Origin of the sequence: Burkholderia sp. AU4i (assembly GCF_000466765.1) — a bacterium.
In the GTDB taxonomy this organism is placed as follows: Bacteria; Pseudomonadota; Gammaproteobacteria; order Burkholderiales; family Burkholderiaceae; genus Burkholderia; species Burkholderia cepacia.
In genome coordinates, this window is sequence record NZ_ASSI01000056.1 from 1 (window position 1) to 22,066 (window position 22,066).

21 protein-coding genes are annotated in these 22,066 nt (G+C 67.8%); 6 read left to right on the forward strand and 15 right to left on the reverse strand.

Annotated elements, in window-relative coordinates; genetic code table 11:
* The 10 genes from L810_RS45080 to L810_RS12735 all read right to left on the reverse strand — a co-directional run.
* Positions 1 to 1,658: amino acid ABC transporter permease/ATP-binding protein (locus L810_RS45080; protein ID WP_081712837.1), on the reverse strand; the 1,658-nt coding region annotated here is incomplete at its 3' end.
* Positions 1,659 to 1,728: 70 nt separating this feature from the next.
* A complete protein-coding gene (locus L810_RS12695; protein ID WP_021158754.1) occupies positions 1,729 to 3,081 on the reverse strand; it encodes an LLM class flavin-dependent oxidoreductase in 1,353 nt (450 codons plus the stop codon).
* A gap of 7 nt (positions 3,082 to 3,088) precedes the next feature.
* A complete protein-coding gene (locus tag L810_RS12700) occupies positions 3,089 to 4,138 on the reverse strand; it encodes an LLM class flavin-dependent oxidoreductase (RefSeq protein ID WP_021158755.1) in 1,050 nt (349 codons plus the stop codon).
* A gap of 68 nt (positions 4,139 to 4,206) precedes the next feature.
* Complete coding sequence (locus L810_RS12705) at positions 4,207 to 5,154, reverse strand: ABC transporter substrate-binding protein (protein WP_021158756.1); 948 nt, start codon at positions 5,152 to 5,154, stop codon at positions 4,207 to 4,209.
* 56 nt (positions 5,155 to 5,210) lie between these two features.
* Positions 5,211 to 5,771, reverse strand: a complete 561-nt coding sequence (locus L810_RS12710) for a GNAT family N-acetyltransferase (RefSeq protein WP_021158757.1) — start codon at positions 5,769 to 5,771, stop codon at positions 5,211 to 5,213.
* A 317-nt stretch (positions 5,772 to 6,088) separates the two neighbouring features.
* Positions 6,089 to 6,490, reverse strand: coding sequence for a type II toxin-antitoxin system MqsA family antitoxin (locus tag L810_RS12715; protein ID WP_042974280.1), 402 nt, complete (start codon positions 6,488 to 6,490; stop codon positions 6,089 to 6,091).
* 2 nt (positions 6,491 to 6,492) lie between these two features.
* Positions 6,493 to 6,789, reverse strand: a complete 297-nt coding sequence (locus L810_RS12720; RefSeq protein ID WP_021158759.1) for a type II toxin-antitoxin system MqsR family toxin — start codon at positions 6,787 to 6,789, stop codon at positions 6,493 to 6,495.
* A 103-nt stretch (positions 6,790 to 6,892) separates the two neighbouring features.
* Entirely contained in the window at positions 6,893 to 7,936 is a 1,044-nt protein-coding gene (locus tag L810_RS12725) for a succinylglutamate desuccinylase/aspartoacylase family protein (RefSeq protein WP_021158760.1), read from the reverse strand.
* A gap of 242 nt (positions 7,937 to 8,178) precedes the next feature.
* The gene (locus L810_RS12730) at positions 8,179 to 8,454 is read right to left on the reverse strand and encodes a hypothetical protein (protein WP_021158762.1); all 276 of its coding nucleotides are present in this window, start codon (positions 8,452 to 8,454) and stop codon (positions 8,179 to 8,181) included.
* Positions 8,455 to 8,697: 243 nt separating this feature from the next.
* Complete coding sequence (locus L810_RS12735; RefSeq protein WP_042974285.1) at positions 8,698 to 10,248, reverse strand: sensor domain-containing diguanylate cyclase; 1,551 nt, start codon at positions 10,246 to 10,248, stop codon at positions 8,698 to 8,700.
* Between L810_RS12735 and L810_RS47060 the strand changes: the two genes are divergently transcribed.
* The 4 genes from L810_RS47060 to L810_RS12755 all read left to right on the forward strand — a co-directional run bounded on the left by L810_RS47060 (position 10,247) and on the right by L810_RS12755 (position 15,565).
* On the forward strand, positions 10,247 to 10,621 hold the full coding sequence (locus tag L810_RS47060) for a hypothetical protein (RefSeq protein WP_155836168.1): 375 nt from the start codon (positions 10,247 to 10,249) through the stop codon (positions 10,619 to 10,621). The two genes, L810_RS12735 and L810_RS47060, sit on opposite strands and share 2 nt — an antisense overlap.
* Positions 10,622 to 10,761: 140 nt before the next feature.
* Positions 10,762 to 13,638, forward strand: coding sequence for a xanthine dehydrogenase family protein molybdopterin-binding subunit (locus L810_RS12745; RefSeq protein ID WP_021158765.1), 2,877 nt, complete (start codon positions 10,762 to 10,764; stop codon positions 13,636 to 13,638).
* Positions 13,635 to 14,309, forward strand: coding sequence for a (2Fe-2S)-binding protein (locus L810_RS12750; protein WP_021158766.1), 675 nt, complete (start codon positions 13,635 to 13,637; stop codon positions 14,307 to 14,309). Before L810_RS12745 ends, L810_RS12750 begins: the two co-directional genes overlap by 4 nt.
* Positions 14,306 to 15,565 (forward strand): cytochrome c, encoded by a 1,260-nt coding sequence (locus L810_RS12755; RefSeq protein WP_021158767.1) that lies wholly within the window; start codon positions 14,306 to 14,308, stop codon positions 15,563 to 15,565. The genes L810_RS12750 and L810_RS12755 overlap by 4 nt, the downstream gene beginning before the upstream one ends.
* 89 nt (positions 15,566 to 15,654) lie before the next feature.
* On the opposite strand, the gene L810_RS48395 is transcribed toward L810_RS12755, so the two are convergent.
* Entirely contained in the window at positions 15,655 to 15,819 is a 165-nt protein-coding gene (locus tag L810_RS48395) for a hypothetical protein (RefSeq protein WP_165580347.1), read from the reverse strand.
* Positions 15,820 to 16,021: 202 nt separating this feature from the next.
* Here L810_RS48395 and L810_RS12760 point away from each other — a divergent pair, with 202 nt between their 5' ends.
* Positions 16,022 to 16,486: a hypothetical protein gene (locus L810_RS12760; RefSeq protein WP_021158769.1), complete on the forward strand. Its 465-nt coding sequence runs from the start codon at positions 16,022 to 16,024 to the stop codon at positions 16,484 to 16,486.
* A gap of 150 nt (positions 16,487 to 16,636) precedes the next feature.
* On the opposite strand, the gene pal is transcribed toward L810_RS12760, so the two are convergent.
* The 4 genes from pal to L810_RS12780 form a co-directional block, all read right to left on the reverse strand.
* Positions 16,637 to 17,128, reverse strand: coding sequence for a peptidoglycan-associated lipoprotein Pal (gene pal / locus L810_RS12765; protein ID WP_042974287.1), 492 nt, complete (start codon positions 17,126 to 17,128; stop codon positions 16,637 to 16,639).
* A gap of 385 nt (positions 17,129 to 17,513) precedes the next feature.
* Positions 17,514 to 18,710 (reverse strand): porin, encoded by a 1,197-nt coding sequence (locus L810_RS12770; protein ID WP_042974289.1) that lies wholly within the window; start codon positions 18,708 to 18,710, stop codon positions 17,514 to 17,516.
* A gap of 287 nt (positions 18,711 to 18,997) precedes the next feature.
* Positions 18,998 to 19,669, reverse strand: coding sequence for a hypothetical protein (locus tag L810_RS12775; protein WP_021158773.1), 672 nt, complete (start codon positions 19,667 to 19,669; stop codon positions 18,998 to 19,000).
* Between the two features lie 93 nt (positions 19,670 to 19,762).
* Positions 19,763 to 20,755 carry a GlxA family transcriptional regulator gene (locus tag L810_RS12780; protein ID WP_021158774.1) on the reverse strand — a complete coding sequence of 331 codons (993 nt, stop codon included), beginning with the start codon at positions 20,753 to 20,755 and terminating at the stop codon, positions 19,763 to 19,765.
* A gap of 334 nt (positions 20,756 to 21,089) precedes the next feature.
* Here L810_RS12780 and L810_RS12785 point away from each other — a divergent pair, with 334 nt between their 5' ends.
* Positions 21,090 to 22,064, forward strand: a complete 975-nt coding sequence (locus L810_RS12785; protein WP_021158775.1) for an NAD(P)H-dependent flavin oxidoreductase — start codon at positions 21,090 to 21,092, stop codon at positions 22,062 to 22,064.
* The last annotated feature ends 2 nt before the right edge of the window (positions 22,065 to 22,066 follow it).

The window sequence follows — 22,066 nt, forward strand, 5'->3', positions numbered from 1 at the left end:
AAGCCGATCTCGTGCGTGACGATGACGAGCGTCGTGCCCGAGCGCGCGAGTTCCTTGATCACGTCGAGCACCTCGTTCACGAGTTCCGGGTCGAGCGCGGAAGTCGGTTCGTCGAACAGCAGCACCTTCGGGCGCAACGCGAGTGCCCGCGCGATCGCGACGCGCTGCTGCTGGCCGCCGGAGAGCTGGCGCGGATACGCATCGGCCTTGTCCGCGAGACCGACGCGAGCGAGCAACGTGCGGGCGATGCGCTCGGCGGCGTCGCGCGTGACGCCGCCGACGGCGACCGGTGCCTCGATCAGGTTCTCGAGCACGGTCAGGTGCGGGAACAGGTTGAAGTTCTGGAACACCATCCCGACGGCGGTGCGCCGCGTCAGCACGTCGCGCTCCTTCAACTCGTAGAGCACGTCGCCGTCGCGGCGATAGCCGATCAGTTCGCCGTCGATGTCGATGAAGCCGTCGTCGACGCGTTCGAGATGGTTGATCGTGCGCAGCAGCGTCGACTTGCCCGAGCCCGACGGCCCGACGATCACGGTCACGCTGCCGCGCGGCGCGACGAACGAGACGTTGTCGAGCACACGCTGCATGCCGAACTGTTTCGATACGCCATGCACGGCCACTTCGCCGCCGGCGCGTGGCGCGACGGCCGCCGTATCGGCATCGCCTTCGACGCGCACGAGCGAATCATCGCGGCGGGACCTGACACGCCGCCACAGCACGCCGAGGCGCGCGAGCGCGAACGTGACGACGGATGGCGGCGGGTTGCGCAGCGCGCCGCGCGCATAGTGGCGCTCGACCTGCACCTGGATCGCCGACAGCACGGTCAGGATGATCAGGTACCAGACGGTCGCGACCATCAGCAGCGGAATCACCTCGAGATTGCGGCGATAGATCACCTGCACCGTGTAGAACAGCTCCGGCATCGCGAGCACGTAGACCATCGACGTGCCTTTCGCGAGCGAGATCAGGTCGTTGAACGCGGTCGGCAGGATCGCGCGCATCGCCTGCGGCAGTACGATCCGCGTGGTCTGGCGGCCGCGCGGCAGGCCGAGCGCGGCCGCCGCTTCGAGCTGCCCCTGGTCGACCGCGAGAATGCCGCCGCGAATCACTTCCGCGGAAAACGCCGCGTGGTTCAGCGTGAGGCCGAGCACGGCCGCGAGGAACGGGCTGATCAGGTCGGTGGTCGGCGTGTCGAACCATACGATGCTGGTGAACGGCACGCCGAGCCGCACATGCTCGTACAGGTAGCCGAGGTTGTTCAGGATCAGCAGCAGCACGATCAGCGGAATCGAGCGGAACAGCCACACGAAGGCCCACGCGCTCGCCGACAGCAGCCGCGAGCGCGACAGCCGGGCCAGCGCGACGAACGCGCCGAGCACGAAGCCGAACACCGCGCCGAGCAGCGTCAGCACCAGCGTGCGCGCGAGCCCCGACAGCACCGGCGGCGACAGGAACCATTCGGCGAACACCGGCCAGCCCCATTGCGGGTTGCCGAGTATCGAATGCAGGACGATCGCGATCAGCGCGACGGCGAGCACGGTGCCGGCCGTGCGCGACCGGTGACGCGCGGGCACGATCCGGAAACGCGTGCCGGCCTCGCGCGCGCCGGGGGAAGAGAGCGGCGGCAGCGCGCCGCCGAGGTGGGTCGTGTCGCTCATGTCGGTGGAAATCCTCGAATCGGTCGGGCGGACGCGCCGCGCACGCGCACGGGCGGCGCGGCGGCGGGTGTCAGGCGTGCGTTTCGGCCGCCGTTTCGGGCGACGCGTCACGCACCGCGTGACGGCTTGCCTTGCGCGGCAGGCCGAGGTGGTCGCGCAGCGTCGCGCCGGGCAGGTCGCGGCTGTAGCGGCCGCGCGCCTCGAGCGCCGGGATCACGAGTTCGACGAAATCGTCGACGCCTTGCGCCTGCACCGCGAAGCCGAGGATGAAGCCATCGCCGGCGCCCGCGTCGTGCCAGCGGATCAGCTCGTCGGCGACATGCTCGGCCGTGCCGATGAAGTTCGGGCGCGGGGTGGCGACCGCGAGCGCCGTCTCGCGCAGCGACAGGCCTTTCTGCTTCGCGTCGGCCTTGATCCGGTCGGTGGTCGAGCGGAAGCTGTTGCGGCCGAGCTCGCCGAGCTCCGGGAACGGTGCGTCGAGCGCGTACTGCGTGAAATCGTGGTGATCGAAATAGCGGCCCAGATAGGCGAGCGCCTCGTCGATCGTCAGCAGGTCGCGGATCGCCTGGTACTTGTCCTCGGCCTCGGCGGCGGTGCGGCCGACGATCGGCCCGATGCCGGGGAAGACCTTCACGTCGCTGCCTTGCCGGCCGTGCTCGATCGCGCTCTGCTTGACGCGCCGCGTGAACGCGGCCGTCTCGTCGAGCGACGGCGAATGCGTGAACACGGCATCCGCGTACTTTCCGGCGAGCCCGATGCCGGTGTCGGAGGAGCCGGCCTGGAAGATCACCGGCTGCCCCTGCGGGGACCGCTGGATGTTCAGCGGGCCCGCGACCTGGAAGAAGCGGCCGTGGTGATCGAGCGTGTGGAGCTTGTCGCGATCGAAGAAGCGGCCGGTCGCGCGGTCGCGCACGAATGCGTCGTCGTCCCAGCTGTCCCACAGGCCCTGCACGACGTCGAGGTATTCGTCGGCGATCTCGTAGCGCAACTCATGATCGGGATGCGCCTTGCCGAAGTTCTTCGCGGTGCCCTCGAGCGGCGTCGTCACGACGTTCCAGCCCGCGCGCCCGCCGCTGATCGCATCGAGCGACGCCAGCTGGCGGGCGACCGTGAACGGCTCGCTGTACGACGTCGAGATCGTGCCCGCGAGCCCGATCTTCTTCGTCGCGACCGCGAGCGCCGACAGCACGGTCAGCGGCTCGAAGCGGTTCAGGAAGTGCGGGATCGACTTCTCGTTGATGTAGAGGCCGTCCGCGACGAACGCGAAGGCGATGCCGGCGGCTTCCGCCTTGCGGGCGATGCCGATCGCGAAATCGAGGTTGATGCTCGCGTCCGGCGGGTTGCTCGGGTGCCGCCATGCGTTCATGTGGCTGCCTGCGCCTTGCAGCATCAGGCCGAAAGGGATCGATCGTCGGGTCGTCATGGGAGCGTCACGCGTTCTGGTCAGGGGAAAGGGAGCGGTCGGCCGCGAGGGCCGCCTGCAACGGCGTGGCCGACAGCGCGCCGCCGAGCCATTCGGCCGATGCGAGCCGCGCCGCGTAGTCGGTCACCGGCGAATCGATCACGAACGCGTCGACGTCGAGCCGCCGGCTCAGCGCATCGAGTGCGTGGTGCACGCGATCGGGGGTATCGGCCAGCACCGTCGGGCGCAGCTCGTCGATGCGGTAGTCGGACGCGCCGCTCTGCCGCGCGAATTCGGCGGCCGCCTGCGCACTGGGGAGGTTGAAGCTCTGGCCGCCCGCGAGTTGCAGCTTGAAGATCTTCAGCGGCCCGATCAGCTGCTCGGCCTCGTCGCGCGTCGGCGCGGCCACCGCGTACAGCGCGACCAGCGGCCGTGTGCCGCCCGCGCTGCGGTACGCGTCGAGCGAGCGTTCGATGTTCGCGTCGTCGCCGTTGAAATGCCCCGCGTAGCAGAAGCGCCAGCCGTTGCGCGCGGCGAGCGTGCCGCTGTCCGGCGAGCCGCCGAGCAGGATGCGTTCGGGCGCCTGCGGCGGCACGGGCAGCGCGACCGCGCCGGCGAGCGGGTGATCCTCTGCGACGCCCCAGCCGAGAAACGCGTCGAGTTCCGCGAGCTGGCCCGCGAAGTCCGGCTTGCGCGCCTTGTCGTGGAACCACTGCAGCGCGCGCGTGGTCAGCGGCAACCCGCCGGGCGCCTTGCCGACGCCGAGGTCGACGCGGCCCGGCGCGAGCGCAGCCAGTACCTTGAACGTCTCGGCGACCTTGAACGGGCTGTAGTGCTGCAGCATCACGCCGCCCGAGCCGACGCGGATGCGCGACGTGTGCGCGAGCAGGTGCGCGACGACGATCTCCGGCGCGGAGCTCGCGAAGGCCTGCGTGCCATGATGCTCGGCGACCCAGAAGCGCTCGTAGCCGAGCTGTTCGGCGCGCTGCGCGAGCGTCGTCGTGAAGCGCAGCGCGTCGGCGGCGTTCGCGCCGTCGGCGATCGGACTCTTGTCCAGCAACGAAAGCGAATAAGACATGGTGGGCGGCGTTCCTGCTTGAGCGTGAAGTAAGCGTGACGGGACGGGACGAAGGGCGGGCGTGGCGCTCAGCTCTTCGGCAGCCCGGGCGGATTCGTGCGCGACTGGTCGATCGCTTCGGACGCGAGGTTCCAGCGGTCGAGCACCTGCTGGTAGCGGCCGTTCCTGATCAACCCGTTCAGCGCGACGGTCAACGGATCGGCGAGCCCGCTGCCGCGGCGCGTCGCGATCGCGATGTCGGCCGTGCGCGGCCAGCCGCCGCTGATTGCGCCGACGAGCCGCGTTTTGCCTTGCTGCGCGCTCTGGTACGCGAGCACCGAGTTCACGCTGAACACGGCATCGGCACGGCCCGACTGCACGGCGACGATGCGCATCGCCTGGTCGTCGTAGTACTGGATCTGCACGGGTTTCAGTCCGTGCGCGACGTTCTCGCGGTCCCACGCGAGCAGGATCTTTTCCTGGTTGGTGCCGGCATCGGTCACGACACGCAGCCCCGCGACGTCCTTCGGCTCGCGGATCGCCTGGATCTTGCTGTCGTTGCGCACGTAGAAGCCGACCTGGTCCTTGCGGTAGGTCGAGAAATCGAACTTCTGCTTGCGTTCCTCGGTGACGGTGACGTTCGAGATCACCGCGTCGACTTTTCCGGATTCGAGCGCGAGCGGCCAGTCGGCCCATGCGAGCGCGACGATCTTCAGCTTGCGGCCGAGGCTGTCGGACACGAGCTGGCCGACGTCGGCGTCGAAGCCGATCACCGTGCGAGCATCGGTTGCATACGAACTGATCGGCGGCAGGCTCGGCGCGATGCCGATCGTCAGCGTGCCGGGTTCGGCGAACTTGAACGACGCGGGCACCGCGCGCTCGACTGCCGCATCGGCCACGCCGCGCGGGCGCCCGCGCTGTTCGGGACTCAAGTCGAACGTGGCGGCGGCCGCGGCTGCGGCGAACGCGGTCAGGCCAATCAACGCGGTGGCCAGCGTGCGCGCGGCACGGGAAGAAAACGGTACGGCTCGTTGCATGAAAGCGTCCTGTGATGGCAAGCGGTAATCGGAGGAAGGCGGGGGCGCGGCGGCGGTCAGCGCGGCAGTGCCGGTTCGGGCGCGGGCGCCCACAGGTCGGCCAGCGTCGACGTGCGCGACGGATCGGCGAGATCCTTGCCGAACCGCAGGTGGTAATGCACCTCGGGGGCGATCGACGAATCGAACAGCCGCGTATAGCCGGTGCGGTCGTACAGCGCCCATGCTTCGGGCTGGCGAAAACCGGTAGTCAGGTAGATGCGGCGATAGTTTTGTTGCACGGCGCGCAGTTCGAGTGCCTCCACGATGATGCGTGCGAGGCCCTGACGGCGCAGGTCCGCGCGGGTCCAGATGCGTTTGAGCTCGGCGGTCTGCGCGTCGTAGCGCTTGAACGCGCCGCCGCCGATCGTCTCGCCGTCGCGCAGCAGCAGCACGAACGCGCCTTCGGGCGGCGCGAACAGTTCGGCCGGGTAGCGCGCGAGCTCCTCGCGTGCGGACGCGCGGCTGTCGGGGCGATACGCGTTGTAACGGGTCGAATACTCGTCGATCAGTGCGTCGATCAGCGGTTGCGCGCGGACGTCGAGCGGCGTCGTGTCGATGATGCGGTCGGTCGTGGCCATGGGCATCGCGAAGGGCGCGCGATGCGGACGTTCCTGGCGGGGTGCGGGCACGCGGCCCGTCCGGTCTGTTCCGTTATCGCGACGCGGTTGTCGTGATGGCGGCGGCCAGTGCGTGTCCTGCCGGGATGCAGGTGGCGGGCCGCCGCCGTTTTGAACACGTTAGCGGCGCGGCCGGCAAAGGCGAACGAAGCAATTTCGATAAGGATTTCGCGGCGGACGTCAGAAGGCTCGCAGCGGGAGTGAGGTGGCGACGACACGGTGCATGCGCATGCATCGAAGCCGATGCACGCGCGTGCGCGATGCCGACATGCGAGCGCCTATGCCGCCCGGACTTCGGCGAGCAGATCGGGGTGACGATCGAGGATCTTCAGCAGTTTCACGAGGGCAAGCGGCGGATTCGTCTTGCCTGTTTCGTAACGGGAGAACGCGTTGACGCCGCCGCCGAAAAGCTCGGCCGCCTCGCGCTGGTCGAGCCTCAGCTTCTTGCGTACCTTCGCGATGTAATTCGGGTCGACGATGGTGGCGTTCACCTGCTTGTTGAACTCGCTGATCGCTTCGCCGAGACGGGTCGCTTCGTCGAGATCCAGTACCGATTCCCCGCAGGCCGGGCAGAACTCGCCGGTGATGGCGCGGACGACGGTCGACCGGCCCTTGTAGGTATAAGGGATGTCGCGCGTGTCGCGGACGAGCTTCGCGGCACCGCATGCAGGACATTTCATTTTCATCGCTCCTTGAAAGACACGATCAGCACATCGTCGATCACCGTCAGTTTCAGGTACACGTCGCCGCGCACCGTCAACGGCCGGTAGACGTCCTGCCAGATCGTGTGGTCGGCGTACGTCGTCATGCTCTTGTGGAAGTCGAGGTCGGTCAGCGACATCACGACATCGAGCGCCTCCCGTTCCGTGAAACCGAGTTGCCGCGCGCCGAGTACCGCGCTCGCGGTCAACCGGACCTGGCCGGATTCGACCAGCGCCTTGACGAGGGACAGCTTGCAATGAGGCCTTCTCTTTTCCATTGGTGATCATAACCAAGTAAGTTAATTTGTCAAGTTGGTTAATGGCGAGCGCATGCCGTCCGCCATGACTGGCAGACCGCATGGAAAAGAGATGGATCCGGTTTTAGGCCGTCTGGCCGATGCTCGGCGGGACCGACAACTCCGCGAGCTGGAACAGGCAATCGCCGCGCTGCACCTGCGCGGGCACGCGCTTGCACACCACTTCGCCGTCGCCCTTGAAGCGGTGCAGCACCGGCTCGCGCAGCGGCGTATCGGGGAAGTGCACCCATGCGGCCGGCTGCCCGGCCTTCACCTGGTCGCCGAGTTCGACGAGCGGCTCGTACAGCCCGCGCTCGTACGCGTAGACGAAGTGGCGATCGCCGTCGACACGCATGAAGCGCGTGACGGTGGGCGGCGCGTCGGGCACGAGCGCGCCGTGCAGCAGGCCGATGTAACCGAGGTAGTGCAGCAGCCCGTGGCGACCGAGCCGGATCAGCGACGGGTCGGCCATGCCGGCACCGCCGAGTTCGGTCACGATCGAGATCGCGCCCTGGCGGCGCGCGGCCGAGGCCGAGTGCACGGGATTCGGCGCGTGCAGCAGCGCGTTCTGCAACCCGAACGCGACCAGCAGCCCGTTGAGCTTCGCGGCTTCGTCGGCGTCGAGCGGGTCGATCGCGAGCATGTTGCCGCCCTGGTACAGCAGCGAGCTGCCGCCCGAGTGCAGGTCGACCAGATACTGCGAGCGCGCCAGCAGGACATGCTCGATGTAGTGGGCGATCATCTGCGTCGGCGTGCCGGCCGGATCGCCGGGGAAGCTGCGGTTCAGGTTGCCCTGGTCGAGCGGCGATACGCGCAGGCCCGCGTCCGCCGCCGGGAAATTCGCCATCGGCAGCAGGATCAGCTGCCCGCTGACCATCCCGGGCTCGATCTCGCGCATCAGTTGCGACACGATGATCTGGCCTTCGTACTCGTCGCCGTGGTTGCCGGCCATCACGAGCGCGACCGGGCCGTCGCCGTTGCGAATCGACGCGATCGGGATCGGCAGCCAGCCATACGCCGAGCGGTGTACGGAATGCGGCAGCCGCAGGTAGCCCGCGTGCTTGCCTTGTGCGTCGAGATCGATTTCGCAGTGGATGGGATTGCGGTGTGAGGAGGAGGAGGCGGTCATGGCGGCATCGTTCGATGAACGGAATCCGCCATCTTATCGGGAAACGACCGCCGCGCGCCGCGCCGGGCGCGAGCGACGCCGAACGCCATCAGCCGGCAAGCGCATGGAGGCATCAGGGCGAGTTGCACAGCCGATGCGCGGAACCTGATGCGATGTTGCAGCGGTGAACGCCTGCCGGCCTCATTCGGGCCCGGCGTTTCGCGCCGGCCCTTGTCACGACGGGGCCGGCGTGCCAGGCCGGCTCACCGGCCCGATGTTTCAGCTTCGAGACGTCCTTCTTCCCACAGTGCCCAGAAACGGCTGCCGGCACGATACGGATTCGCGCGGCGCGCGGCGTGATCGGCGACGCCCTGGCGAAACGCGCCGTACAGCGTCAGCGGCGGATTGTCGACGCATCGGGCTTCGCGTGCGGCCGGCATGCGGCGTTCGGAAACGAGCCGGCGGATCAGCGATGCGCCGTCGATCACATCCAGTTCGTCGATGGTTTCGCTGCGGCTGAGGACTTCGACGGTATTCATGTTGGGTCTCCCTGACCACCTGTTTCCCTGACAGGGAGCAATAAGAGTGCCAGGTTCGAAAAGCCCCGCACTGCATCGATCGTGCAGGCTTCTGCAGCCAACGTGACGGGCCGTGGGCGCCGATGTTACGGAACACGTCACGTGACACGCGCGCGCGCGACGCCACGTGTGGTCACGCAAAGCGTTTCGGAATTGATTCGTCGGGAGGCGTTGACGCGGGAGAAAGAGGGCTGCGCAGCCGGGTCAGCTCGCGGTGGCCGGCGTGACCCGGCTGCTGCCGCTCGAATAGAAGCGGTAGATGCCCTTGCCGGCCGATTTCGCGTCGTACAGCGCGCTGTCGGCCTGCCGGATCAGTTCGTCGGGGGAGCCATGCCCGTCGTCGAGTGCGATGCCGATGCTGATCCCCAGGATCACGGTCTCGCCGATCGACAGCGTATACGGCGCCGAGATCTGCCGGATGATGCGCGCGGCGAGGAGCGAGCACGCATGCATCGTCGCGTCGTCGATCGCGACGACGAATTCGTCGCCGCCGATGCGCGCGGCCAGCTCGCCGGGCGGCAGCGTCTTGCCGAGTCGCTCGGCAACCTGCGTCAGCACGTCGTCGCCGGCCTGGTGGCCGAACCGGTCGTTGATCGCCTTGAAGCCGTCGAGGTCGAGATACATCACGGCGAGCCCGGACTCCGGCGTGCGTGGCCGGCTCGCGAGCATCCGCTTGAGTTCCGCATGCAGTTCGTGGCGGTTCGGCAAACCCGTCAGCGCATCGTGCCGCGCGAGATGCCGGATGTGCTGTTCGGTCTGGCGGCGCGCGGTGACGTCCTCGACGATGATCACCGCGTTGCCGTCCGGCACGAGATGGCGCGTCAGTTCGAGCTGGCGGCCGTCGGCGAGCGCCAGGTCGAGCGGTGCGGGTTCGTCGCAGGCCAGCCAGATCTCGCACTGCGCGGCGAGACGGGCGCCGCCGGGATCGATCGCGTCGTTCGCGCCGAGCGCCGCGACGACGTCGGGCAGCGGCGTATCGAGCATGATCTGGCGCGGCGAGCCGAACAGTTGCGCGGTGCGCCGGTTCGCGACGATCACGCGGCGCTCGCCGTCGATCATGCACAGGCCGTGCGGCATGTAGGTGAGCGCGGCGTCGAAGCGCGCGACGAGTTCGGCGTTGCGCTGGCGCGCGGCAATCAGCGCGACGAGCACGCGATAGTGACGCTGGACGACGGTGCGCATCGCGACGAGGTAGATCGCGAGCGGCGGCAGCAGCAGCCACGCCCCCGGTCGCTGGGCCAGCAACGCGCCGATGCCGATCGGCAGCACGCCGACCGTGACCTGCGTCATCGCGAGCCGGGGCAGCGCCGAATTGCGCGACGCGATCCCGCCGAACACGCCGCCCGCGACCATCACCGACAGCGTGCCGAGCTCGACGTCGACGGCCTGCACGCAGCCCATCACGCCGAGGCCGAGCACGAAGCACGCGACGAGCGACACGGGCGCATAGCGCATCGCCCAGTATTCGGCGCGGTCGTCGCCGCCGTCGCGCTGAACCGTGTACGCACGCACGATCGAGAGCCGGGCGATGAGCAGGCCGACGTCGACGATCAGCCACGCGAGGCACCAGAGCTGCTGCAGCCGGATCAGCGCGACGGCCGCGACGAAGCCGCTCGCGAGCCCGGAGAGCGCCATCGGCCGGACGTCCTCGAACAGGGTAACGAGCATCGACGGGCGCAGCGCGGCCGTCACACGGTGATTGCCGGAGGGGGGAGTGGCGAGAACGGAGTGCAGGAGAGATGCCCTGACTGCCATGGTTTTTGACCTCGACACGATGTCGCTCGATATCGCGATGGCTGGCGGCACCCGCACGGCACGTGGCGGAAGCCCGGCCAGGCCGGATGCGCACGACATTACCATGAAAAACGGGCGGCGCGGGTTGCCCGGATCGCCCGGCGGACCCACGTGCCGCGTCGGCCACCAGTCGTCAACCACGCCCACGAAAGTCTTGCGCATTCGCCGGCGCCGGGGCAGCATCGTTGCGAACCGAACGAGGCTCGGCGATCGACAGGAGACAGGCACGTATCCGCCGGGCGCGATCGACACGAACGAAACCGCCGCAAGCGGGCAGGCGATGCGACCTGATGACCTGATTGCCACCCGCGACCGGCTGTCGCAGCCCGGCTGAATACCGTTATAAGAAATTCAATAAGTATTTCATGCGGGAAATACTATAGGCGATATATCAAAAACAATGCCAGAATGCGCGCCGCTCCGAACGTCGCGACATCCGATCGCCGTCCGAGCCGTATCAGGAGGTTCCCCCCAATGAAAAACCACGGCCTGTCACGGCGGGGTTTTCTGAAAGCCAGCGTGCTGGCGGGCGTCGCAGTATATGTCGCGCCCCTGGGCAGCCGCGCGTTCGCGGCGCTCTTCGAAGAAAAACTCCTCACCCCCGTCAAATGGGATAGCGTCACCGGCATCCCCCAATTCCGCATCGACGGCATCGCGAAGGTCACGGGCTCGAAAGTGTTCGCCCGTGACGTGCGCGCAGCCGACATGCCGCACTGGCCGCAGCAGCAGTCTCATGCGCTGATCCTGCGCGTCACGCAGGCCGACCGCACGTACGAAGGCTTCGACCTTTCGCTGCTGGGCGACGAGCTGAAACCGGACCGCGTGGTCACGGCCGACGATCTCGTGCGTGACGGCGTCGCGTTCCCGGCGTTCTACGGCGACGACATGCTGCTGCCCGCCGGCAAGACGCCCGCGTATCTCGGCCATGCGGTCGCGATCCTCATCTATCACGACTTCGCGCGCTTCCGCTTCGCGAAGAACGCGCTCAAGTTCCGCGACGACGTGATCCGCTACGGCGCGGTCACGGGCCCGCTCGAGCGCGATCCGTGGGGCACCTTCCGCTACGTGCGCGTGGGCGGCAAGACGGCCTACGACGACGATGTCTATTCGAGCCTGAAGGACGCGCCGATCTTTCCGAGCATGATGCGCAAGCACCTGCCGGTGTGGCCGGACGGCAAGGAGCACGGCAAGCTCGACGAGCAGGGCATGTTCCTCGCCGGGCAGATCGCGAGCGAGCTCGACCATCCGTCGGCCGACTGGCTCGTGTTCGACCGCGAATACAGCACGCAGTCGGTCGACACCGCCGCGCTCGAACCCGACAACGCGAACTGCTGGTACGACGCCGCGACGCAGTCGCTGCACCTCGTCGTGCCGACCCAGTCGCCGCTCGAAGTGGCGGAGAACGCGGCCGCGATGGTCGCGAAGTGCCGCTTCCCGGTGAAGAAGCTGTTCGTGCATCCGTGCTACACGGTCGGCTACGGCTCGAAGGATCACTTCAACGTGCCGTTCTACGGCCTCGTCTGCGCGCTGTACGCGGACGGCCGCCCGGTGCGTTTCGCGAACGATCGCTACGAACAGTTCCAGACGTCGCTGAAGCGTCACGCGTTCAAGATGCATTACCGGATCGCCGTGGACCGCAACACGGGGCTGCTGCAGTCGTTCAAGGGCGACTTCGAGGCGAACGGCGGCGGGCGCTCGAACTTCTCGCCGTCGGTCGCGATGGTCGGCGCGACGGCCGCGCAATCGATCTACTACTTCCCGAAGAGCGACCTCGCGGCCGTGGCGATTGCATCGCGCGCGATCGATGCCGGTTCCGCGCGCGGTTACGGCACGCTGCAGAGCATGGCGGCGACCGAGATGGCGGTCGACGAGATTGCCGCGCAGCTGAACATCGACCCGATCGATTTCCGCCTGCGCAACGCGCTGCGTTCGGGGATGAAGAACACGCAAGGGGCGATTCCCGCCGGCGCGCTGCGCGTCGACGAGGTGCTCGAGCGTTCGAGGCAGCATCCGCTGTGGACGCGCCGCGCCGCGCGCAAGGCCGAATACGAGGCGGCGAACCCGGGCAAGCGCTACGGCGTCGGCTTCGCGTGCGTGCAGAAGGACTTCGGCACGGGCGCGGAAGCGTCGTTCGCGAAGGTCGAATTCGACGAGAATGGCAAGGTTTCGCTGCGCCACACGGCTGCCGAGATCGGCACCGGGATGTCGACGTCGCAGGCGGTGGCCGTCGTGAAGTGGCTCGGCCGTCCGGCGACGGACGTGCAGGTCGCCGTGACCGAGTGGCCGGACCTGCCGGTCGAGACCAGCGGCGATCCGTACATCATGTCGCAGGCCGACCAGGATCGCCTGAGCGCGAACCCACGCTGGTCGCCGAGCTACGCGTCGCCGTCGAGCGCGACGAACTCCGCGTACTACTTCACGCACAGCACGCGCGAAGCCGCGCGCGCGGTGTTCCGCTACGGCCTGTGGCCGGCGGCGATGTCGATCTGGACGCGCGGCCTCGGCGGCGGCCAGGCCGCGCCGTACACGATCCGCATCGAGGACGCGCGTTGGGTCGACGGCAAGCTGACCGCCGACGGTCTCGAGCCGCTGTCGTTCGAACAGCTCGCGAAGCAGGCGCATGCGCTCGGCCTGCCGACCGGCGCCGTCGTGCACGTGTTCAACCGCTGGCAGTGGACCGACGCCGAGTTCGAAGTGGGCGGCGTGGTCGATCGTTTGCCGATCGACGGGCTGTCGCTGCGCGTCGGCGCACCGAAGACGGGCGACAACGGCCCGGTGCCCGGCACCGCCGCGCCTGCCGGCGCGACCGCGATGCGCGGCACGCTGCCGCCGACCGCGAACGGCTACCGCGTGCTGGACCGCAAGCGCGTGTTCATCCCGCCGACGAGCCGCAACAACGCGGCCGTCACGTACTACACGGCGGTCGGCACGCTGGTCGAGCTGGCCGTGCACGAAGCGACCGGCAAGGTCGAGCTGCTCACGCATCACTCGATCATGGAATGCGGCAACCAGATTTCGCCGCAGCTCGTGTCGGGCCAGTTGCAGGGCGGTCTCGCGATGGGTATCGGCCACGCGTTGCACGAATACCTGCCGCTGTATGAAGACGGCCCCGGCAACGGCACGTGGAACTTCAACCGTTACCAGCTGCCGCGCGCATCCGACGTCGCCGTCTGGACGCAGACGGGCGACGTGCTGCCGCCGCTGTCCGAGACCGATCCGCCGAAGGGCGTCGCCGAAGTGGTGATGATCCCCGTCGTCGGCGCGATCGTGAACGGCATCGCGCACGCGATTGGCCATCGTTTCACCGACCTGCCGGTGACCCCGCAAAAGATTCAGGAGGTGCTCGCATGACGACCGCCCAAACCGCGGCTTCGGCCGCGAGCGCCAGCGCCGCTGCGACCGGCGCTTCCGCACCGGCCTCGGCCCCGGCCGCACCGGCATCGGCCCCGGCCGCCGTCGAGCGTCCGCTCGTCCGGTTCCAGTCGAAACCGCTGTCGATCAACATCAACGGCAAGTCCGTCGGCCCGATGCAGGTGCCGGAAGGGCTGATGATGATCGAGTTCCTGCACGAATACGCGGGCCTCACCGGGTCGCGGCTCGGCTGCGGGCAGGGCATCTGCCACGCGTGCGTCGTGATCGTCGACAAGCCGGACGGCACGAGCGAGGAAATGCGCACCTGCATCACCGGCGCGCATTTCTTCCACGGCCGCACGATCCGCACGATCGAAGGCCACGCGAAGCGCAACGAAGCGGGCGAAGTGGTCGAGCTTTCGCCGATCCAGCAGAAGTTCCTCGAGCACTTCAGCTTCCAGTGCGGCTATTGCACGCCGGGTTTCGTCAACGCGGCGACCGTGCTGATCGAACGCCTGAAGCGCGAACCGGTTGCGAAGGCCGACGTCGAGCGCACGATCACCGAGGCGCTCGATGCGCACCTCTGCCGCTGCACGGGCTATGTCCGCTACTACGAAGCCGTCAAGGACGTGGTGCTGACGACGCCGGGACTCGTGAAGGACGCCGCATGAAACGCACATTCGCTCATCGTGTCGCGCGGGCTGCGGGCCTTCCCGTGCTCGCGGCGGCCTGCGCGCTGCTGCTCTCCGCTTGCGGCGGCCACGACGCCCCGGCCTCGAACGCCGCTTCCGGCGCGCCCGGTGCCGACCCGGTCGCGCGCGGCCGCTATCTCGTCAAGGCCGCCGATTGCGCCGCGTGCCACACCGCGAAGGACGGCGCGCCGTTCGCCGGCGGCGCGCCCCTCGAATCGCCGTTCGGCACGTTCTACGGCTCGAACATCACGCCGGACAAGGATCACGGGATCGGCAACTGGAGCGCGGACGATTTCTACGCCGCGCTGCATGACGGCAAGGCGCCGGGCAAGCGCCTGTATCCGTCGATGCCGTACACGTCGTACCGGCAGCTCACGCGTGCCGATTCCGACGCGATGTACGCGTACCTGAAGACCGTCAGGCCGGTCGCGCAGGAAAACCGCGAGCACGAGCTGAAGTTCCCGTACAACCTGCGTTTCGGGATGGTCTTCTGGGACATGGTGTTCCTGAAGGACAGCCTGCCCGATGCCTCGGCCGGCCAGTCCGCCGACTGGCAGCGCGGCCGCTATCTGGCGGGTGCGCTCGGCCACTGCGCGGAATGCCACACGCCGCGCGCGTTCACGGGCCAGCTCGACAGCGCGAAGCCGTTCGCGGGCGCGGCGCTCGGCCGCGTGGCCGCGCCCGACATCACGCCGGCCGGCCTTGCCGCGCGCGGCTGGACGGGCGCCGACCTGCAGACGTTCTTCGGCGTCGGCATCGCGCCGCAAGGCTCGGCGTTCGGCGAGATGTACCCGGTCGTGCACCTGAGCACGCAATACATGACGAAGGACGACCTGCGTGCGCTGTCCGTGTACCTGCTGGGCGACACGCCGCCCGCGCCGCAACCGGTGAAGCCGGTGTCGGCCGACGCCGCGCAGCTCGCGGCCGGCCGCTCGGTGTATCTCGCGGTCTGCGCGGGGTGTCACGGCTTCAACGGCGAAGGCAAGCCGCACGTGGCGGTGCCGATGAACGGCAATTCGACGGTGCGCCAGGGCGACCCGCGCAACCTGCTGGTCGCGATGCTCGACGGCATCGGCGAGCAGAAGTTCGCCGGGTTCGAGAACCTGCAGCCGATGCCCGGTTTCGCGCATACGCTGAGCGACGATGAACTCGCGCAGCTCGCGAACTACCTGCGTGCGACGTGGGGCGGCCAGCCCGCGAGCGTCACGCCGGCCGACGTGAAGGCCATGCGTTAAGTCGTGCGGCCGGGCGGGGCGTCGCGCGCGATTCAGCCGGTTTCCGGTGCTCGTGCGCGACGCGTCGCCCGACTGCTCGCGGCGGTTCTTCAGTAGCCGCTGCCTCCTCCGCCACCGCCCGCACCTCCCGCGCCACTGCCGCCATACCGGCTCATGCCCGGCCCTTGCGGCGCGCCGCCGCCCGACGTACATCCTGCCGACAGCACGAGCACCAGCGCCGCGATCAGCGCCGCGGCCAAGGTTGCAGATCTCATTTCCACCTCCTTGCAACGCGCAGGCCGCGGGAAAGGCCGGTTCGCGTGAACCGTGCGTCTGCGCGCTGAAGAAACGTTTCGGGCGGGGCGTTTATTCCATGCGTTTTGCGGATCGTCGAATGCGAGGGGGCGGATCGGCGTCGTCGCACGGCGTGTTGATACACTGCGGCACGCCGCCATTCCGGTTCCGACCACGAAAAACATGAGTGCCACCGCTGAACGTCCGTCGTCGCGTCCGTTCCGTCCCGCCGTGCTCGGCTGCTTGTCGTTTGCGGTCGGCGGCCCGCTGGTCGCATCGCTCGTCTGGCCGGCCGTGATGCTGGTCGGGTGGTCGTTGATCGACGGCCCGTCGTGGGGGGCACTGAAAGTCAGCGCGGGCATGGTTCCGCTGATCTTCTTCGCGTCGTTCCTGTTCGGCTACTTCCTGCCGGCGGCCGTGACCGGCGGCATCATGGGCGCAATCGGCACGCGGCTCCGGCGGCGCTGGTTCGTGCTGCTGGGGATGGTCGTCGGCGCCGGCGCGATGATCGGTTTCGTCGAACTCGAGGGTTACCTGATGAAAATCGACCAGTTCAGCGACATCGACGCGATCGCCACGCTCGATGCGATCGTGACGTCGGCCGTGATGTCGTACTGGCTGCATCGCCGGCTCGATCGCCGGCGTTGAGCGCGAAGCGTTGCGCGATCGGCCGCCTTCGCGCCGATCGCATGCATGGGGCGGGCATGCGGGCAGGGGCGGCACCGCGCGGCCGCTTGCGCGACCAGCGGGCTGCCATGCCGTTCCTGAAGCGAATGCCGCCGTCACGACGGCCCGGGATCAACGATAGACGAGATCCGCGCGGCGGTTCTGTGCCCACGAATCCTCGTCGTGGCCGAGCGCGACCGGCTTTTCCTTGCCGAGGCTGACCGCCTCGAGTTGCGTGGCTTGCACACCGAGCGTTTCGAGCGCGCTCATCACGGCCTGCGAACGGCGTTGGCCGAGCGCCAGGTTGTATTCGGACGTGCCGCGTTCGTCGGTGTTGCCCTGGATCAGTACGTGCCGCGCCGGATGGCTGCGCAGGTAGTCGGCGTGTGCCTGCAGCAGCGACTGGTATTCGGGCTTGACGGAGTACTGGTCGAAATCGAAGTAGATGCTGCGCTTCGCGAGCGGGCTGTTCGGATTGTTGAGCTCGTCGGCCGTCACCGTTGCGACGGCTTCGCTCGAGGGCGCGGGCTCCATGCCGGCATTCTCGGGTGTCTTGGCCGCATGGTGGCAACCGGCCAGCAGTACGACGGTTGTCAGGACCGCAAATCGGTTCGTTTTGCTCATCGTTCGTCTCCAGCGGTTGACTGCATTGAACGCGTGGGGCGATCGACACGCCCGTATCCGGCCGAACGGCGCGAAAGATCCGGCACCTGCGACGTGAATCATGTTCGTAAGCCGGTGGTGCGCCATATGAAAGAGTGTTGCGGCCGGAACGCCAAATCTCGGCGTCGCTGCAAACAGATTAGGAAAAATGTCACAGCGTGACCAGTTTCTCCGCATTTTTTTGCGTCGACGCCACAGACCGGGCGGCATTCGTGCCGTCACGCGGCGCGATGCCACTGCGCAAAGGCCGCGCACGGGCACGGCCTTTGCGGCTCGGGGCATGACGATCGAGCCGTGCCGAAACGCATGCGTTGAGCGGACGGCGTCGTAACGCGGTGCTTCGTCTTCAGAACTTGTGCCGCAGCCCCAGTGCGACGACGACCTGGTTGCTGTTCGCCGACGGCGTCAGCGTCCAGACGGTCGCGTTGAACGCGGGGTTGCCGTTGCCGCCGCTCACGCTCTGGTAGACGCCCTCGAGATACGCATCCGTGCGCTTCGACAGCGCATAGTCGGCTTGCGCGACGACCTGGTTCCATTTGGGCCGCGTCTGGCCGGTGCGCGTGTCGAAGCGGCCCATCGTGTACGTGTACGCGGCCGAGAGGCTCAACGCACGCGTGACGGCGAAGCGCCCGTCGACCGAGAAATTGTCGAACACCAGCGATTCTCCCTTCAACGGCGCGATGCCGCTGCCCTGGAGCACGCCCGTCACGCCGTCGGTGGTCGAGTGCGACCACGCGGCGCCGACCGAATGCGGCCCGAACGCATAACGGCCCGCCGCGGCCCAGATCTGCTGGTTGCCGCCCGTGATCGTCGCCGAGCCGTCGACCGTGCTGAGCGCACCGTTCGGGTTCGGCGCATTGCGGTCACGGCTGATCTTCAGGTAACCGGCGCCGAGCTTCAGCGGCCCGTTCGCGTACGACACGCCCGCGCTCCACGCCGCGTTGTTGGCGAACTGGCCGGCCGTGTTCGAGAACCCGTACATCGCGCCGAACCTCAGCCCGCGATACGTCGGGCTCGTGTACTTCACCGCCTGGTTGATGCGGAGGTTGCGATTCGAATCGTCGTTGTCGTACGGATGAACCGCGAGATTGCCGCCCCAGCCGGGGCCGGACGCGCCGAGCGGCGTGACGAAATCGAGGATCAGGTCGTACTGGCGGCCGAACGTGAGTTCGCCGGCCGTCTTCGAGCTCACGCCGACCCATGCCTGGCGGCCGAACATGTCGACGCCTTTCTGCGACAGCGCGCCGGTGGTGCCCGAGAAACCGTTCTCGAGCCCGAAGATCGCGGCCATCCCGCCGCCAAGATCCTCGCGGCCGCGCAACCCCCAGCGCGACGCGTTCAGGGCGCCGCTCGTCATCGCGACGGCGCCGCTTCCCGGCGAGCCGGCGCCGTGCGTGCGCTGGTTGGTCGCGTAGGTGATCGACGTGTCGATCAGGCCGTACAGCGTCACGCTGCTCTGCGCGTGTGCGCCCTCCGACGCGAAGGCGGTCAGGCAGGTGGCAATGGCGGTCCCCGCGAGTCGAGTGCTGGCGTGTTTGTTCATCTTGTAGGAATGCAAAGGAGTTTTTTATCGTTTGACCGGCGCGGCGGCCGGCGGATCGAGCGGCCATTATTGGAGATCGCGCGCCGGTCGATTAAGGCGTTGCACAGGAAAGGTCCTCTGCGAAATCGCGTGGAATCGCGGCGGACGAAAGCGGGGAGGGGGCGGTTCGGCGGGAAAACCGTCGCCGGGTTTGCGATGGGCTCAAAGGCTCAAGGGCTCAAGGGCGATGTCAGGTGATTCAGTTGACCATCGCGTGATCGTCCGTCGAGCGATGGCCGACGGGGAGCTTAGCGTCGGGCAACCGGCAGCGCGGCTTCGATGCCACCGCCGCGATACGCGGCACGAACGGCGATCGCCCTGGCTTCGAGTGCTTCCGGTGAAAGCCAGGGCCGCAAGCGGACCGCGACGCGCGGCAACGCGGCAAGCTGATCGCGCAGGCGCACGATCGACCGGCAGCCACGGAATGCCGACGACCCGGCGTCGGGGCCGGACGCGGCTTCCGCAAGCTCGGCCGCCCACTCGACGCCGCGGTGGCGCCTGACTTCGTCGAGGTGCGGCAGATGGCGCGCATCGCCCGATAACGCGATCAACAGCGCGGCCCAGTGCGCGCCGCGCCATCCCACGTTCATGTCGTCCGTGAGGTCGGCCAGCAGCGTGTCGTCGAGCACGGACAGGCTTTGCTGGCACAGGTAGTGGAAGTCGAGCGGCTGGTAGCGTACCTGCGGGTAGTCGCGCAGCACATGGCCGAGTTCGGCGCCGGTCTCGACAGCAGCGGCCAGGAACCGTTCGGCCGGCGCCGGGCGGTTCAGCAGCAGCGTCGGCACGCTCCGGTAGAGCCGGCAGATGTCGTCGGGGTGATAGTGCATCGCGAAGGTCGGGGTGATCGAACGGCGCGCGCGGCGCGCCGTTCGGGTTGTCTGCTGACCGCCGGACAGCAGCGCCGTATGACGCCGCTGCATTTCATCGGGCTCGACCGCTTCGATCGTGGGCGCGATCGGGCAATCGTAACCGAACGTGGCGTGAATCGTGCCGGCGCTCTCACGTCGGGTTGTCTACGATTCCCCCGCGGGGCGAAAGCGATCGCGGTATGCGCCGGGGCTGAGGCCGACCTTGTCCTTGAACAGTCGGCAGAACGAGCTGGTATCGCTGTATCCCACCTGGGCCGTAATCCGCTCGAGGCTGAGATCGCCGGCCTCCAGCAAGCCGCGCGCGGCTTCGATGCGCAGGTTCTGCAAATACCGTAACGGCGGCTGATTCAGCGCCGCGCGGAACCGGCGGATGATCGTGCGCTCGCTCACGCCGAGCTCATGCGCCATCTCCGACATCTTCACGTCCTTCGTCATGTTCTTCTGCAGCCAATACTGCGCGCGGTGAACCAGCGAGTCGGCGTGTTCCTTGTCTGCCAGCAACGGGAGATACGGCAATTGCTTCGTCTGGCTGACGTCGATCAGCATCGTCTTCGCGCATTGCGCGGCGATGGCCGCCCCGCAGAAGCGTTCGATGACATGGATGGTCTGCAGCAGGAAGGACGCCGATGCTCCGGCACAGATCAGGCGGTCGGCTTCGGTGACGACGGGTTCCAGCTGAAGGTCGACGCGGGGAAACCGGCTGCGGAACTGATCGGCCAGCCACCAAGTGGTCGTCGCGGGCCGTTCGTCCAGGAGGCCGGTTCTGGCCAGGACGAACGTGCCGGTGCAGTTCGCCGCAAGATAGGCCCCCGCGTTCCATTGCGAAACCAGCCAGTCGCATGCGGCCGACTGTCGTGCCAGCAACCGGTCGAAGGCCTTGCCGCTCGCGTAATGCGCACTGGGAATGAAAACCAGGTCGAACTTCTCGCGCGGCCGGATCGGCTCCGTGTTCAGTTGCAAGCCGTTGCTCGCCATGACCGGCTTCCCCGTCGGAGAAACGAACCGCCATTCGAACTGCGCATTGCCATCGCCCCTTTGTCGCCGCCAGTGCGCGTTCGCGATCTGCAGGATGTCGGCGAACCCGCCCAGGCTGGACGCGTAGCAATCGTCATACGCAAGAATGGCGGCGCGGGGCATGATGTGTCGGATATCGCATTCGATGTGTCAGTTTCGCCAATGTACGGCAGTTCGGCCCGAGAGGAAACTGGTCGTGTCAACCTCGCGCCAATTGACGCGCAGCGACAGGATCGCCATGCGGCCGGCAGCGCGGGGGACGCAGTATCGTGTGCCGTCCGGGCCACGAGAAGGACAATGTGGCCGCCCCCGGGTAGCGGCAGGCGCCTCCGTTGCCCGGCAGCGTGGAGTTCCGTCGGCTTCGCACCGCCGATTCAGCCGCGCAGTGACGCGCGTCGGGGCCGCAGCGTGCCCTGCATGCGAAGGCGCTTTCGTCTCAACCTGAACCGCAAACATCATGAAAACCAGGATCACCGAACTTTTCGACATCGACTATCCGATCATCCAGGGCGGCATGCACCATGTCGGGTACGCGGAGCTGGCCGCAGCAGTCTCCAACGCCGGCGGACTCGGCATCATCACCGGCCTGACCCAGCGATCGCCGGCCGATCTGGCCGCTGAAATCCGGCGTTGCCGCGAAATGACCGACAAGCCGTTCGGCGTGAACCTCACGTTCCTGCCGACCGTCACGTCCCCCGACTATCCCGGCTATATCCGGGCCATCGTCGAAGGCGGGGTCAAGGTCGTCGAAACGGCCGGCAACAACCCGCAGCCCTACCTGGCCGCGCTCAAGGAAGCGCACATCAAGGTGATCCACAAGTGCACGTCGATTCGCCACGCGCTGAAGGCCGAGTCCATCGGCTGCGATGCGGTCAGCGTGGACGGATTCGAATGCGGCGGCCACCCTGGCGAGGACGACATTCCGAACTTCATTCTGCTGCCGCGCGCCGCCGAAGAACTCAGGATTCCGTTCGTGGCCTCCGGCGGCATGGCTGACGGCCGGTCGCTGGTTGCGGCACTTTCGCTCGGCGCGGACGGCATCAACATGGGAACGCGCTTCGTCGCCACCCGCGAGGCACCGGTGCACGAGAACGTGAAGCAGGCGCTGGTCGCGGCCTCCGAGCTGGATACGCGCCTGGTCATGCGCCCGTTGCGCAATACCGAGCGCGTGCTGCGCAATGCCGCGGTCGATCGCATTCTCGAAAAGGAAAGCAGGCTCGGCGCCGGCATCCGGTTTGACGATATCGCCGAAGAAGTCGCCGGCGTGTATCCGCGCATCATGAAGGAGGGCGCGCTCGACGCGGGCGCGTGGTCGTGCGGCCTGGTCGTCGGCCTGATCCGCGATATCCCGACCGTGAAGGAACTCGTCGAGCGCATCGTGAGCGAGGCGACGGAGATCATCCGCAGCCGCCTGGCACGTATCGCGGTTTGATC